The 15,631-nt window shown below is 40.0% G+C and carries 15 protein-coding genes; 11 read left to right on the top strand and 4 right to left on the bottom strand.

Annotated elements, in window-relative coordinates:
* Positions 1–5: 5 nt before the first annotated feature.
* The 3 genes from PLZ15_03565 to PLZ15_03555 all read left to right on the top strand — a co-directional run bounded on the left by PLZ15_03565 (position 6) and on the right by PLZ15_03555 (position 3,807).
* Positions 6–2,405 (top strand): xanthine dehydrogenase family protein molybdopterin-binding subunit, encoded by a 2,400-nt coding sequence (locus tag PLZ15_03565; GenBank protein HOI28814.1) that lies wholly within the window; start codon positions 6–8, stop codon positions 2,403–2,405.
* Positions 2,402–3,268: an FAD binding domain-containing protein gene (locus tag PLZ15_03560; GenBank protein HOI28813.1), complete on the top strand. Its 867-nt coding sequence runs from the start codon at positions 2,402–2,404 to the stop codon at positions 3,266–3,268. The genes PLZ15_03565 and PLZ15_03560 overlap by 4 nt, the downstream gene beginning before the upstream one ends.
* An 80-nt stretch (positions 3,269–3,348) precedes the next feature.
* On the top strand, positions 3,349–3,807 hold the full coding sequence (locus PLZ15_03555; GenBank protein ID HOI28812.1) for a (2Fe-2S)-binding protein: 459 nt from the start codon (positions 3,349–3,351) through the stop codon (positions 3,805–3,807).
* Between the two features lie 3 nt (positions 3,808–3,810).
* On the opposite strand, the gene ygfK is transcribed toward PLZ15_03555, so the two are convergent.
* The gene (gene ygfK, locus PLZ15_03550; GenBank protein HOI28811.1) at positions 3,811–6,855 is read right to left on the bottom strand and encodes a putative selenate reductase subunit YgfK; all 3,045 of its coding nucleotides are present in this window, start codon (positions 6,853–6,855) and stop codon (positions 3,811–3,813) included.
* Between the two features lie 110 nt (positions 6,856–6,965).
* Here ygfK and PLZ15_03545 point away from each other — a divergent pair, with 110 nt between their 5' ends.
* The 6 genes from PLZ15_03545 (at position 6,966) to PLZ15_03520 (ending at position 13,257) form a co-directional block, all read left to right on the top strand.
* Positions 6,966–8,156 carry a YgeY family selenium metabolism-linked hydrolase gene (locus PLZ15_03545; protein HOI28810.1) on the top strand — a complete coding sequence of 397 codons (1,191 nt, stop codon included), beginning with the start codon at positions 6,966–6,968 and terminating at the stop codon, positions 8,154–8,156.
* Positions 8,157–8,197: 41 nt separating this feature from the next.
* Positions 8,198–9,208, top strand: coding sequence for a hypothetical protein (locus PLZ15_03540; GenBank protein ID HOI28809.1), 1,011 nt, complete (start codon positions 8,198–8,200; stop codon positions 9,206–9,208).
* Positions 9,209–9,281: 73 nt separating this feature from the next.
* Positions 9,282–10,532: a threonine synthase gene (gene thrC, locus PLZ15_03535; GenBank protein HOI28808.1), complete on the top strand. Its 1,251-nt coding sequence runs from the start codon at positions 9,282–9,284 to the stop codon at positions 10,530–10,532.
* Positions 10,529–11,107, top strand: coding sequence for a nucleotidyltransferase family protein (locus PLZ15_03530; GenBank protein ID HOI28807.1), 579 nt, complete (start codon positions 10,529–10,531; stop codon positions 11,105–11,107). The genes thrC and PLZ15_03530 overlap by 4 nt, the downstream gene beginning before the upstream one ends.
* Before the next feature lie 11 nt (positions 11,108–11,118).
* Positions 11,119–12,078, top strand: coding sequence for an XdhC family protein (locus tag PLZ15_03525; GenBank protein ID HOI28806.1), 960 nt, complete (start codon positions 11,119–11,121; stop codon positions 12,076–12,078).
* A gap of 18 nt (positions 12,079–12,096) precedes the next feature.
* On the top strand, positions 12,097–13,257 hold the full coding sequence (locus PLZ15_03520) for a galactokinase (GenBank protein ID HOI28805.1): 1,161 nt from the start codon (positions 12,097–12,099) through the stop codon (positions 13,255–13,257).
* Positions 13,258–13,299: 42 nt separating this feature from the next.
* On the opposite strand, the gene PLZ15_03515 is transcribed toward PLZ15_03520, so the two are convergent.
* Both PLZ15_03515 and PLZ15_03510 read right to left on the bottom strand, forming a co-directional pair.
* Positions 13,300–13,641 (bottom strand): GIY-YIG nuclease family protein, encoded by a 342-nt coding sequence (locus tag PLZ15_03515; protein ID HOI28804.1) that lies wholly within the window; start codon positions 13,639–13,641, stop codon positions 13,300–13,302.
* Positions 13,641–14,213 carry a metalloregulator ArsR/SmtB family transcription factor gene (locus PLZ15_03510; protein ID HOI28803.1) on the bottom strand — a complete coding sequence of 191 codons (573 nt, stop codon included), beginning with the start codon at positions 14,211–14,213 and terminating at the stop codon, positions 13,641–13,643. Before PLZ15_03510 ends, PLZ15_03515 begins: the two co-directional genes overlap by 1 nt.
* A gap of 159 nt (positions 14,214–14,372) precedes the next feature.
* Between PLZ15_03510 and PLZ15_03505 the strand changes: the two genes are divergently transcribed.
* Positions 14,373–14,651, top strand: a complete 279-nt coding sequence (locus PLZ15_03505; GenBank protein HOI28802.1) for a DUF4342 domain-containing protein — start codon at positions 14,373–14,375, stop codon at positions 14,649–14,651.
* A 2-nt stretch (positions 14,652–14,653) separates the two neighbouring features.
* Here the strand turns inward: PLZ15_03505 and PLZ15_03500 are convergent, their stop codons facing one another.
* Positions 14,654–14,989: a hypothetical protein gene (locus PLZ15_03500; GenBank protein HOI28801.1), complete on the bottom strand. Its 336-nt coding sequence runs from the start codon at positions 14,987–14,989 to the stop codon at positions 14,654–14,656.
* Positions 14,990–15,174: 185 nt separating this feature from the next.
* Between PLZ15_03500 and PLZ15_03495 the strand changes: the two genes are divergently transcribed.
* Entirely contained in the window at positions 15,175–15,513 is a 339-nt protein-coding gene (locus tag PLZ15_03495; protein ID HOI28800.1) for a hypothetical protein, read from the top strand.
* Positions 15,514–15,631: the final 118 nt, after the last annotated feature.

The following is a 15,631-nucleotide window of genomic DNA, read 5'->3' as shown; positions in this document are numbered from 1 at the left end:
TCCGATTGAATAAAAGAAAATTCAATATTGTCGGCAGACCAGTTGTAAGGGGAGACGCCTTCGCAAAGGTTACGGGCCGGGCAAAATATGCGGATGATTACCGTTTCGGAAACGAATTATTCGGAGTGATGGTCCGTACCGGTTCTTCTCATGCCATTATTAAGAGAATTGATTTTTCGGAAATAGAAACAGACAATTCCATCGATGCAATTATTAAATGGGAGGATGTGCCGGGCAGTAAAAATGTCGGACCGATTAAACCCGATCAGCCGGTTTTCTGTAAGGATAAAATTGTAACACCCGGCGATGTTGTCGCAATGCTTGTCGGCCGTGATGAAAAGCATTTGAGAGAATTGGCCAAACAGGTTAAAATTGAACTTGAGGATCTTCCGGTTCTGGACGATCCGGCAAAAGCGCTTGAAGAAAATTCTATTCTTATCCACCCGGAAATAAAATCGAATCTTATTACGCATTATCCTTTGCGTAAAGGGAATGTTGAAAAGGGATTTAAGCAGAGCGATGAGATAATAGAGCAGACATATACTACTCAATTGATAGAACATGCCTACATCGAACCGGAATGTGTAACTGCAATTCCCGGTGAAGGTAATTTGAAAATAAAAATAATCGGCAGTATTCAGAATCCCTTTACAACAAGGAAAGTAGTTGCGTCGGTCCTCGGGTGCGGACTGAATGAAGTTGAAATAATTCAGGCGGAACTCGGAGGATCTTTCGGCGGCAAAGACGATACTATGAATATAATCTCTGCCCGGGCCGCAATTGCCGCACTCAAGTTAAACCGGCCTGTTAAAATTAAATATGACCGTGAAGAATCGATTGTTGAATCTTATAAACGCCATCCTTACATCATGAAATATAAAATCGGTTACAAAAAAGACGGCAAAATTAGGGCGATGAAAATAGATCTGCTCGCAGACGGCGGTGCGTATGCATCTATGAGCCCTTTTGTAACATGGCGTTCTGTTGTTCAGGCGACAGGTCCTTATCAGGTTCCAAATGTTCATACCGATGTACGGGTTGTGTACACAAATAATCCCTATACAGGCGCTATGCGCGGATTCGGCTCTCCGCAGCCGATCTTTGCCATAGAATCGTTGATGGATGAAATTGCTCTTCGAATCGGGAAAACTCCGTTTGAGATCCGCAGGATAAACGGATTCAAACAGGGATCCGTTACGGCCAGCGGCCAGAAGTTAACCGGGCACGAAGTAACTCTCAATAAAGTTCTTAAGAAAGCGGTGGATGTTTCCTCTTTTAATTCTAAATGGTCTGAGAATGGGAAATCTAAAGCTGGAAATGTGAACTCGGCTGAATCCCGGAATGATTCCCTGATATTGGGAAAAGAGAAATTTATTGATCCCGATAAATTATGGCGTAAAGGAATTGGACTTGCACTCAGTTACCGCGGATGTTCCCTCGGTGCCGAAGGGATTGATGCGGCCGCGGCATATGTTTCTATTCAGCCCGACGGTACAGTATATCTTCTTACCGGATTAGCTGAAAACGGTCAGGGTTTAAAAACTACTTTCTCTATAATTGCCGCGGAGGTTTTCGGAATATCAACCGATAAAATCATTTATCTGGAACAGAACACTTCAAGGATTCCCGATAGCGGTCCTACCGTAGCCTCACGAGCGACATTGATGGGCGGCGGAGCTACTAAAAACGGCTGCGAAGAATTGAAAAATCGACTCGTTAAATTAATAGCATCAGAATGGAAACTGAAAAGTACAAGTGATATTAGATTTATCAATGACCGGATTTTTCATAAAGGTAGAAAGACCAGGAAAATTTCTTTTAGTGAATTAATTAAAACCGCCTATTCTAAAGGTGTTAACCTCTCCACAATCGGATGGTATGCAGGACCTGATGTTCACTGGGAGGAAGATACGGGACAGGGAACAGCATACTTCACTTATGTATACGGATGCCAGGTTGCTGAGGTTACTGTGAATGCAGGAACCGGCGAAGTTTATATCAATAATATCTGGGCTGTACACGATCCCGGGAAAGTAATAAATATCCTGGGAGCTGAAGGTCAGGTTTACGGCGGAGTTACTCAAGGAGCCGGTTATGGATTATGGGAAAAAATTTCTACTCATAATGGAAGAATAAGGGAAAATAATTTCGACCAGTTTTTAATTCCTACAAGTAAAGATATTGATGCCATTCACCCTTATTTCATTGAAGGTAAAGACAAATACGGCGCGTGGGGAGGGAAATCTCTGGGAGAACCGACACTTGAGTTGACAGCAGCAGCAATTTCTAACGCGATTGCGAATGCAACCGGTCAGCGGTTTTTCAATCTGCCCCTCAACATCGAAGAAATATTGCTCAGAAAAAAATTGTATCCCGAAAGTCTAAAACGTGGAAGTACATCATGATACCCTTTAAAGAAATAGTGCTTCCCGAATCTTTAGACGAAGTATGCAGACTTCTTCAGAATAATAACGGTTCATCAAAAATTATTGCAGGCGGCACTGATATCGTCCCCGGCTTTCATATAGAATCTCCCCGGTTTACTGAAATTGAACAATTGATCGATATAAACAGAATTGCTGAATTGAAAGAAATCTATGTAAAAGATAATTTTATTTCGATAGGGTCGGCCGCCACTTTTACGGAGATTATTTCCAATGATTTGTTAAATGAAAAGATACCTTTACTTGTTAAGGCTTCGAAAACGATCGGAAGCACACAGATAAGAAATCGCGCTACACTTGGTGGTAATTTTATAAACAACGCACCATGTGCGGACAGTGTTGCACCGCTTTTGGTTTATGACGCGGAGATTAAGATTAAATCTTTTACAGCAGAAAAAATTATAAAACTGCAGGATTTACTTGTAAGACCCTATGGAACAAGATTAAAACCCGATGAAATTGTTACACATATATTAATTCCGATTCCGAAATTAAATTATTACGGTGATTTTTATAAGCTTGGAAGAAGAAGAGCGGTTTCTATAAGCAGAATCTCATTAGCGGTTCTTCTTTATTTGAAAGACGGCACGATTAACGACATTAAGATTGCAAGCGGCGCAGTTACTCCTTTTGGGACAAGAATTTACGACGTCGAAGAGTTTGCTAAAGGGAAAATGATGACAGATGATTCGGCGAAAGAGATAGCAATTAAACTGGGTGAAAAAATTCTTCAAATTGCCGGTGTGCGGTGGTCCAGTGAATATAAAATTCCTGTTGTACAGCAGGTCTGTTATCATTTATTAAGAAAATTAGAACGCAGATAAAATCAGATATAACGGATTCAGCCAGGTAATTCTGCGCTAATCGCCGCCTCAAGGCCGTAAGTATTTTATAAAGAGTATTTATGAAAATAGAATTCATATTAAATAGTAATCATATTACCGCGGATGTTGAACCGAACATTCGTCTGATTGATTTGTTGCGCGATAAATTTATTATGACAGGGACTAAAGAGGGATGCTCGATCGGTGAGTGCGGTGCCTGTACGGTCATAATGAATGGTAAAGCCGTTAATTCGTGTCTGGTACTTGCCGGTCAGTGTGACGGTGCCGAGATTATAACGATAGAGGGAATTGAAAAGGATGGAAAGCTTCACCCGCTGCAGGAGAATTTTATGAAATACGGCGCTGTTCAGTGCGGATTCTGTACACCGGGAATGATTATGTCCGCATACGCATTGCTGCTGGAAAATCCCGAACCGACCGAAGAGGAAATTAAAGAGGCGATTTCCGGGAATCTTTGCCGATGCACCGGTTATAAGCAGATCATAGAAGCCGTTGAAAAATCTGTTAAAGAATGGTAATCATTACACTAAGAACGGATAATCCTCTATTACACTTTTCATCAACATCAAATATCTTTGTGGAATCTCGTTATCCCGGTGTATATCATTAATTTCAAATATACGCCCTTCTGCCCGCATAACAGCCCTATATTCATTACCAGCCTTAATGATATAAAACCCATCATTCCGGCTCTCATTGAAATCGTCTCCGGACGCAAACAGAGTGAACTTATCTTTGTACGGAGCACCTTCGTGCGGGCAGAAGGTTTCACAATTACCGCACTCATTGCAGAGTGAATCGATGTGAAGAATCTGATTTGCATCCCTGAAGGCCGGGTGATTTGTTTTAATTACAACGTTCGCCCGGTTCGGACATACATCAACACATTTATTACAGATCGAATTGCAGCTTAAACAACGGGAGGCCTCAAGCACCAGATCGTTATTACTCCACTCGATTTTTCCTTTAAGCAGGCTAAGCGTGTCGTTATTTATCCTGGGGTATTTTTTAATATCAATCGAAGGATAAAGTATATTCTCTTTTTTCACGATTGCATCGGCGGCTTTTCTTCCGTCGGCTATTGCTCTCACAATTGTTGCGGGGCCGTTCAGCGCATCTCCGCCTATAAATACATTTTCAATATTAGTCTCATTTGTTGCTGGATTGACGTCAGCTTTATTCTTTGTAACTAAAATTCTATTGGATTCAAGAAGACCGGTGTCAACGCTTTCGCCAATAGCGGAAATCACCGTGTCGATATCCAGCTCTTCAAATTCACCGTCAATTGGAATAACGCTTAGGCGTCCGTCCGGTTCGGGTTCGGACAGTCTCATTTTATTGCACATTAACTTTCCGTCTGTAAAATCATATGGCAGTAAAAGTTCTTTGAAGATTACTCCGTCGGAGAGAGCCGCGTCAAATTCCTCGCGGTCTGCCGGCATATACTCTTTTGTACGTCTGTATATGAGATAGACATTCTCAACACCATCTAATCGTAAAGCAGCGCGGGCACTGTCCATTGCGGAATTACCACCGCCAATAACAGCTACATTTTTACCTGGATTAATTTTGATGTTGTGGTGAAAATCCCATAGAAAATCGATCGCATTTATAATTTCTTTATCTGAAGAAATATTCAGATTGTTTGATTTCTCTGCACCGATTGCAATATAAATATACTTATAACCCTCCTGCTTTAACCTGTTTACCGAGAATGACTGGTCAACACCGAAAATAAATCTAACCCCGAACTTCTCGATGAATTTAATGTCGTTGTCGATGGCGGATTGCGGAAGGCGGAATTGCGGAAGGACATTCTGTACTATTCCGCCGGCGTTCATATTTTTCTCGAAGACTGTTACATCCAAACCCGACTTTGCCAGAAAATACGCAGCAGATAAACCGGAAGGCCCGGCACCTATCACGGCTGCTTTAATTTTAACATCGGATTTTTCTTCAACTGAAATATTTTTTATGAAACCGGTATAACCATTTAATGCGGCTTCCTTTTTAATGTCGCGTATCTTAACGGTTTCCTCATAATCGATGCGAGTGCAGTGATACATACACTGATGATCGCAGACATAACCTGTTATATGCGGAAGAGGATTCTTATCAGTTATAACCTGTAAGGCTTCTTCATATTTTCCTTCACCCGCTAAACGTATATATTCTGGAACATCCTGATGAATAGGGCAGGCAACCTGGCAAGGAGCAATGAAACAATCGAATGTATTCAGCTTATCTGGTACTTTAATCGATTCTGCATTCCGTGTTTCATTGCGGTAATATTTGTCGTTAAGCGATTTACCGGCAAGCGCTTTCAGCTTAGGCAGATCAATTAATTTATGAGTCTCAAATGGAATCTCTGTTAAGGATTCGGAAATCTGAAAAAGTCGGTTATATCCTCCCGGTTTCAATAGCTCGGTAGCAAATGTAACGGGCTTAATACCTGTCTCAATTATCTCTTTAATATTGTTGATTGAAGCCCCGCCTGAATACGAAATGTTTATTTCGCCAGCAAACTCCTCCGCAATTTTTGAAGCAAGGTTTATTGTAAGCGGGAATAACGGCCGTCCGGATAAATACATTTCATCGCCGGGCATCCGCTTCTTTTTGTTTCTCACCGGCAGAGTATTTGAAAGTTTTATTCCGAATTCCTTTCCGTTCTCTTCTGCGAATGATTTCAAACGCCGAAGCATTAAAACGGCGTCATTCCACTGAAGGTCGTTGTCGAATGATCCCTTTTCAGGAAATACATTTTTGAAGCCGAGATTCCCTAATGTACTTTTAACATAATCATAACCGAGAAGAGTCGGGTTTAGCTTAACATAAGTATGTAATCTCTTTTCTTTTATCAGGTATTTAACAATCGATTCAATTTCATCAGGCGGGCAACCGTGCATTGTAGAAAGTGTAACCGAATCCGAAATTACAGGCGATATCCGGTCAACAGAATCGATCGGGTCACTGCGGTTATTCAAATATTTCGTGATAAACTCTTTGAGAATATTTTTATATTTCAAAAAGGATGGAGATTTATCGGCATTCATCATCCGGTCAATAAAATCATTCATCCTGACGCTTTTGATTCCAGCGAGATCATATCCTACACTCATATTGAAAATAAATCCGCGTTCCTTGCCGGATGAAAGCTCAAAATAATCTTTAATAAAATGATTCAGAATCCAGGCTTTTAAATATTCATCATATGATTCTTCTAATGTCAATTCCTGCGACCACTCAACATTATATCCTTCATCCTCTACATCAATACAGGGGCGGCCAATATCAATGGTATCGTTTTTTTGTACTGTCTTTAATTCGAAAAAACGGCCTCCTGTTAAATACCCCGCAATAATATTCTGGGTCATCTGTGTATGAGGACCGGCAGCAGGTCCGACTGGATTCTCAAGGGGAGTCCCCAGAAAATTGAATGCTTTAGTTGCTTTACTTTGAAAAAAGCCATTCTTGTCTATACCGAATAAACTCGAATGATTTTTACTCTCATTAAAGATCTGATTAAGAATATTAAAAAATGAAATCGGCTTCATTATTCCCGGCATTCAAATACTCCATATAACCGATGTAAATATCTCTAATTATAGTTAATTTATAAACAGAAAATTTTGATATAACTAACTTTATTAAGAAACAGTTAACGAGTATTACGGATATGAAAGAAAATTTATTCAAGGCTGTGGAAGCGGAAAAGGAAAATCTTTTTTCGCTGATTCAAAAATTGGTCCAGATAAAAAGTTACAGCGGTGAAGAAAAAGAAATTGTAGAATTCATTGTGAAGAAGATGAATGAATACGGATTTGATGAATCTTATCACGATTCTTTCGGAAATGCAATCGGCCGGATCGGAAACGGCCCCGTAAAAATTATGTACGATGCTCATATTGATACTGTAAAAGTAACTGAAACCGAGAACTGGCAGCATCCTCCATTTGCCGGAGTTATTGAAAACGGGAAACTTTACGGACGCGGAGCGGTTGATGAAAAACCGGCTATGGCCGGATTTATGATTGCGGGGAAAATTATCAAGTCGATATTCGGAAACGATTTTCCCTTTACGCTTTATGTTGTAGGTTCAGTTCTGGAAGAGGATGCCGACGGTTATCCTCTTTATCACATAATCAGGAATGAAGGAATCAAGCCTGATTTTGTTCTGCTGGGTGAGCCGACCGATATGAAAGTATACAGGGGACAGCGTGGAAGAATGGAATTAAAAATTACTGCTACGGGTAAATCAGCTCACGGTGCTCATAATCAGAAAGGAATTAATGCAATCTATAAAATGATGCCGGTAGTTGCCGATATTGAAAAACTCGATAAAAAACTGAAACCGAAACCGACTCTGGGCAAAGGATCTATTACGGTAAGCAATATCGTTTCAAAAGCTCCTTCGATGTGCTCGGTTTCTGATTTCTGTCAGATTCATATAGATAGAAGAATGACCGTCGGAGAAAACAGGAATAGTGTAGTTAAAGAGTTGAAAGAAATAATAAAGAAGCATAAGAGCGATGCGAAAATTTCTATTCCTGATGTAGAGGGAGTAAGCTGGAAGGGAACTAAATATTCTCAGGAGGCATATTTCCCTACATGGGTATACGACGAAAAGCATCCGCTTGTTGATGCGGCGATGAGGACTTCTAAAGCGTCTACAGGTAAAGCAAAGAGCGGAGTATGGAGTTTCTCTACCAACGGAGTTGCAACCGCCGGTCAATTTGGAATCCCGACAATCGGATTTGCACCGGGAAAAGAAGAGCTTGCACATTCATCTAAAGAGGAGATTGTATTAAACGACCTGCTTAAGGCGGCTAAGTTTTATTCCCTGTTACCGTTTGAACTGATAAAATAAAAGTAAGACAAATCCTCGTCCTATTAATTAAGGAGATAAATATGGAATTGAAATTCAAGGGAAAACATTTTTTAACAGAAGACGACTGGACAAAGGAAGAACTCGACATAGTATTCGAAACATCATTCGACCTGAAAAAGAAATTCTATGCCGAGGAGCCGACTCTCTGGCTTCCTCATAAAACACTCTTCATGATGTTTTTTGAGCAATCAACCCGGACACGAAACTCAATGGAAGCCGGAATGACCCAGCTCGGCGGGCATGCTCACGATCTTACACCCGATAAAATGCAGATTACACACGGCGAAGTTGCAAAGGATACAGCAATTATTCTGAGCCGGATGGGACACGGAATTGCCTGCCGGAACTGCTTTTACGGGGTCGGGAATAAATATCTCAATGAACTCGCTCAATACTCACGCAAACCGGTTATGTCTCTTCAGGATGATGTTTATCATCCGTTCCAGGGCCTGGCAGACCTTATGACAATATTCGAACACTTTGGAAAAAATACAAATGGGTTAAAAGTTACAGTATCCTGGGCTTATGCAACGACACACTCAAAACCTTTAAGTGTTCCCCAGACACAGATACTTTTATTCCCCCGATACGGTATTGATGTAACAGTTGCTCACCCTAAGGAATTTCCGCTAAGCAAAAATATTGTTGATAAAGCAATCCTAAATGCAAAAGAGGGAGGAGGCAGTATTAAGTTTACAAATAATATGGATGAAGCATTCCAAGGAGCTCAAATTGTTGTTCCCAAAAACTGGGGCGGATTCGGGTATTATGATGAAAAATATTATCTCTCACACGAAGATGAATGCAAGAAAGAGATGAAATCCAATCTCGATAACTATAAAAGTTGGATTTGCGATGAGCGAAGAATAAAACTTGCTGATAAAAATGTTAAGCTTATGCATGCGCTTCCGGCCGACAGAGGAAACGAAGTGACGGATGAGATTCTCGATAACCCTGATATATCAATTGTGTTCGACGAAGCGGAAAACCGCCTTCATACTGCTAAAGCCATTATGGGATTAACAATGTGACTTGAAGAGTCATTCCGGGGAATCTCAACTTGTGGAGATGGCAAAGAATCTTAGAGAAAAATTATAAAATTTAATGAACAACTACTTTTACAAATGTTTCGATTGCGGTAAAGAATATTCCGCAACACAAATTGAGAATAATTTCGTTTATCTGTGTCCCATCTGCGGAATGGCGGAAAGAAATAAACCGCTGAGAGGTGTTTTTACCGTTGAGTACGATTACAATTCGATAAAGAAAAAATTATCCCGGAAGAAATTTCTGAATCTTTCTCCCGGTAAATTTCTGAACTATAAACCTTTATGGCCTCTTAAAAAATATCCGCCGGATGAAATACTTAATCGGCTTGAACTTAACTCTTCCCCTGTTTTAAAGTATAAAGTTGACGGAAGGGAAATCTTTTTCTTCGACGACACGAGAAATCCGACTTTATCCTATAAAGACCGGGCGTCATCTCTTGTAGTTTTGAAAGCTCTCGAGCTCGGCGTAAAAGAAATCTCCGCCGCTTCTACTGGAAACGCAGGTTCATCTTTGGCGGGAATAGCCTCCCGACTCGGAGTTAAATCTCACATTTTTGTCCCTTCATCAATTCCCGAGGCAAAAAGAATTCAGATTCAGGCATATGGTGCATCAATATATCCGGTTGACGGCACTTATGATGATGCTTTCGATATTTGTCTTGAAATCTCCTCGGCAAAAAAAATCTATAACCGTAATACCGCTTACAATCCCTTAACTATTGAAGGAAAGAAATCAGCTGCTTTTGATATGTTCATTCAGCTGAAAGGGGAATTGCCGGATTATATTTTTGTGCCGGTTGGCGATGGTGTGATTATTTCTGGATTATTCAAAGGGTTTTACGATCTGAAAAAACTAGGCTGGATAAATAAAATTCCTAAGCTTATTGGTGTCCAGGCGAAAGGAAGCGATGCGCTGGTTCGCTATATGAAAAATGGGGAATTCCGGTTTAAGAAAGCGGATACTATTGCCGATAGTATCTCGGCAGCAGCGCCCCGAAACTTATATATGGCCGCACAGTCAATCTCTATAACCAGAGGATCTGCGATTGCCGTGAGCGATCAGGAGATTTTAAAAGCACAATTGATTATATCCCGTACAACCGGATTGTTTGTAGAACCATCATGTGCCGCATCCTATGCGGGATATAAGAAATTTATTAATCGTAATCCGATTCAAGCAGATTCTAAAATTATGCTTATGATGACCGGTAACGGATTAAAAGATACGGAAGCGGCGGCTGAACAATTTCGAAAACCTGATTCTCTCTCCATAAAACAGATCATGAAAATATTCCGGGTAAAATGAAAATTAGCGGATTGATCCTGGCAGCAGGCCTCTCCGGCCGAATGAATTCCTTTAAGCCGGTTATGAAAATTAACGGGAAATCATTCGTCGGTATTGTTGCCGAGAATCTGCTTCGGGTTTGTGATAACCTTATAGTTGTAACAGGATATCAAAGCGAACAGGTAGAGAACGCTTTGGAGAAGTCCGATCGGATCAGATTTGTTTATAATCAGAACTATGAAGAAGGAATGTTCTCTTCTCTTAAAATAGGATTAAGTGAATCTATGGATTCCGCCTGGGTAATTTATCACTTTGTTGACCAACCGCTGATTCCAAAAGAATTTTATCGGGAATTTATCGAACAGATTGAAGAAAATTATAACTGGATACAACCCTCATTCAATTCTGTAAAAGGTCATCCGGTTCTTTTAAAGAAATCTCTTTTTCGAATTATTATCGATACGGCAAACAATTATTCATTAAAAGAAATAAGTCATAATCCGGCGTTAAGTAAAAAAATATGGGATTGCCGGTATCCTCAAATTCTTACAGACCTAGATACATTGGACGATTTTAATAAATTAAAACCGTTATAAGGATCATCTTAATGAAAGATCTGAAAATGTGGAAATTTATTTTCGAATCGCTGAAAAAGAATGGATCTGTTCTTCTTACAGTAGTTCTGGAATCGAAAGGGAGTTCGCCCGGTAAAGCAGGTTTTAAATTAGCAGTCTCTGAAGAGGGAGTAAGTGTTGGCACCATCGGGGGCGGCCAGATGGAGTATGATTTGCTTAAGGATTGCGAGAGAATACTGAAATCGAAAAAGAAAGCTTTACTTCACAGAGATTTATACCATAGTAAGAAAGTTAAAAAATTGCAGTCAGGCCTTGTCTGTCAGGGGCGTCAGACTAACTTCACGATTACATTGGATAAGAAAGACCTGAGCAGGATTAAAAAAATTATTCAGTTATTCTATAAGAATGAAGAAGCGGTGCTGGCTCTTACACCGGAAGGATTAAATGTTAAACCGGGATTAAGAAACAGTAAACACATTGTCTATAGATTCAAATCGGGAAATGACTGGAGCTATGAGGAGAATATCGGCGTCAAAGATACGATGTATATTATCGGAGGAGGGCATGTAGGGCTTGCTCTCTCAAACCAGATGGAATTGTTGGGATTTCATATAATCGTTTTCGATGACAGGTCTGATCTTAATACTCTGAAAGAAAATCATTCTGCCGATGAGATCATTATCACTTCTTACGATAACATCGGCGGATATGTTGAAGAGGGAGATTATTCATACGTTGCGATTGTTACGTCCGCATTGCCAACTGATAAAATTGCTTTAAGGCAGATCCTCGGCAGAAAAGTTAGGTATATCGGAATGCTGGGAAGCGAAGCTAAGATTAAAAGAATCTTCAGCGAACTTAAAGAAGAAGGAATTAGTCCTTCGTTATTTAAAAAAGTCCGTGCACCTATCGGCCTGCCAATCAACAGCAACACAGTAGAAGAGATAGCCGTTAGCATCGCTTCGCAGATTATAAAAATAAAGAACCGTTAAAATATTCTGAGGATTATAATGAGTCTCGCATCAAAAATTGATCAGAAATTCCGGGAATTGTTTAATGAACCGCCTGTAATTGTCCGTTCGCCCGGCCGCGTGAATCTGATAGGCGAACATACCGACTACAATATGGGGTTTGTACTTCCTGCCGCAATAGATAAAGCAATCTACTTTGCAATCGCTCCAGGAAACAGTGAATTCTGTAATCTCTACTCACTCGATTTTAACGAGGGAGTACGGTTTAGTGCAGCAGATTTTAAGCATAATGAAAAAAACTGGGCCAACTATCTTATCGGTGTAATTGATCAGCTCAAAAAGTCGGGAAAGAAAATAGGCGGATTTAATTGTGTGTTCGGAGGGGATATACCGATAGGTGCCGGCTTGTCATCCTCGGCAGCTATCGAAGCCGGACTCGCATTTTCATTGAATCATATTTTCGATCTTAAGATTGAGAAAATAGAGCTCGTCAAGCTATCTCAAAGAGCCGAGAATGAGTTCGTGGGCGTTAAATGCGGAATAATGGATCAGTACATTAATATTTTTGGCTCTTCAAAAAAAGTATTAAAGATTGACTGCCGTTCTCTTGAATACGAATATCATCCGTTTGATAAAGATGACTTAAAAATAGTTCTTTGCAATACACTTGTAAGTCATTCACTTGCATCTTCGGAATATAACAGGAGAAGAGAGGAGTGCGAGGAGGGTGTAAAAATATTGCAGAGACATTATAAAGAAATCAATAGTCTGCGCGATGCAGATATTAGTATGGTTGAAAATCATAAATCTGAATTCACTCCTGATGTTTTTGCCAGGTGCAAATATGTTGTAGAAGAGAATGAAAGAGTTCTTAAGACATGCAAAGATCTTGACAAAAACGACTTTGCTTCGTTCGGCAACAGGATGTACGGTTCGCATGAAGGATTGCGGGATTTGTATAAAGTGAGCTGTCCCGAACTTGATTTTCTTGTTGAATCGGCTTCCCGACTCAAGGGTGTATTCGGATCGAGAATGATGGGCGGCGGATTCGGCGGGTGTACAATAAATATCGTCGAAGAAGAAACAGTTCCGGGCTTCGTTGAAGAGATTTCCGGATTATATAAGAAAAAATATGACAAAATTCCGGAAATCTATGTCTGCTCTATTCAAAACGGTACAGACTTTTTCCACCGGGATTAAAAGAAAAAAGTCGAAAAATTGATGTGAGCGGATTATGGTTTTCTAGTTATAACCGTTCTCACCAGTCGGTTTTATTTTGTTTAACCATTTTTTTTCGAGCTCTTTTATGTCGAACGAGTAATCATAGGCAGGATCCTCTTTCGGCTTGACAGTTTCAAGCACCTCAAATACAAAGCTCTCTTTTCCGAAGATGTTGTATTCCTCCTGTAGTTTTTTGTTTATATGGGTGCCGATTTCCAGTGTGAAAGTATGGGCATTGAACTTGGCGAGAATGTTTTTACTTCCCCCAATGAACACCTTTCCATTTGCAAGATTCCGGATCTGATAGACACCCATCTGCTGGATTTTCTGTTTGTAGTTTCTTTTTATTTCTTTCTTGTCCACTATAATATTCCTTCATTGTTTTCTGCGTTCAGCCAGTAAAATTGTTTATCGCGTTTCATTGCGCCTTCTTCAATCAGCAGCCTTCTTATGGTGCAATAGTCGTCATAATTTTCCATAATCAGCTTATTCACTTCAACTTCCGTGTATTTTTTATCTGACGAAAACTTTTTGACAAACTGACCAAGAACGATGAGGCGCTTTTTCCTTTGTACCGGGAGCCGCATTAATTGGTCTTTTTTAAAAAAAGCTTTGAGTACTTTCTGTTTGTATTTCTCAATTCTCTCTATGTGCGATTCTTTCTCGTTATCATCAAAATCGACAATCTCCTTGAGTGTTAAACCGAAAAGATTCTTATTTATTCTATAGATTATGTAATACTGTTCCTTTGTCTGACTTATCAGACCGGCCATTTCCAGCTTTTTCAGATGGAATGAAACAGTCGATACGGCAAGATTCAATCTGTGAGAGATCTCCTCCACGTACTGAGGTTTATCCATAAGTGAATTTATTATCCGGAGCCGCGAGGTATCCGCAAGCGACTTCATAATTTCAATACTTCTGGTTAGATCCATACCGACTCATATTTAATTCGACAAATATCGAAACAAAAATAAATCTTAATTGTTTCCAAGTCAATCTGTTTTTATAAATATCGAAATAAATAATTTTTTAATGAATGGAACATTCCGGATACGGAGTGCATCTAAAAATGCAGAAAAGGAGGATTTAAGATGATAGACGAATTCAAAGTTAAGGGGAAGGAACTTATTGATAAAGTTGAAGAACTTATCAAGGAGGGAAATGCCCGGCGTATTATAATTAAAGATGATAAGGGGAATACATTTATCGAGATACCGGTTACTATTGGTGTCCTTGGGGCAATGTTCGCGCCGATATTAACTGCAGTGGGAGCTCTTGCCGGCATGGCGGCTAACTTCACTGTTGAAGTGATAAGAAAAGATTCTGCCGAAAGTCCGGTTGCCGAAAATCAGTCTAAAGAAAATATTTAATACTACCTTTTGTGATGAGGCATTTCAAAAGGTATTTCGAACGATAATTCTACCAGTCCCTTCATTTCTCCGTTCTCGAACCATGGCGACTGGTAGATCATTTTCTTAGTACCGTTTTTTTCAATAGTGTAAACATTTATTTTTTTATCTGAGATCAATTCGCGTATAATTCTGTTTGATACGTCAGAGTGACAATCGAATAGATTTCCCCCTATCAGTTGTAATCCCCCGTCCTCCTTGAATACAGAGGCGGATTTATCATTCATATAGATTATTTTCCCGTCAATGTCGCAGATTGTAACTGCGCCGGGAAATTCTTTTATCCAATCATTATTCATAACTCTCCGGTATTACTTTGTTAACATTTCGACTTGAATGGCGAGCGGGTCGACTTATCCGTCATTCAGATCATTTTACTGTCCGGGAAAATCGTTTTTTTACATAATAAATCCAAGTCGTGGACTGGCACGGAAATTAATAATGTAATAGCGAAACTTTAATAACAAACAAAAGGAGTTACAAAATGAAACGCTTAGCATTATTTGCATCAGTTCTTTTCCTCGCACTTGTATTCACTTCCAATTCTTATGCACAGACAACACCTTCCGGAAACGGCAAAGGACCAGGCACAAAAGTAAACTGGGTGGATGCTGACGGCGACGGAATTTGCGATAACGTCGGTACTTCTCAACAGGGTGTAAACAGAGCAGGTAAAGGATACGGAAAGAAAGATGGAACCGGTACACCTGCCAGACCGCAGGACGGTACAGGATTTGGTAAAAAGGGCGGAAACTCTACCGGAACAGGTGTTCATGACGGAACCGGACCGAAGGGCAGCGGATATCGTGGCGGAAGAAAATAAATAATCATTCATCCCGATGTATTGAGAGCGTGGGAAATCTCACGCTCTCTTAATTTTAAATAACTGATTAAACATTTCTCAATCACACGTAATAATTGTTTTTATTCTATTAATTCGA

It is taken from the genome of Melioribacteraceae bacterium (assembly GCA_035362835.1).
Lineage (GTDB): Bacteria > Bacteroidota > Ignavibacteria > Ignavibacteriales > Melioribacteraceae > DSXH01.
Note: the sequence above shows the minus strand (reverse complement) of the source record. Positions and strands in the feature narration are given on the sequence as shown.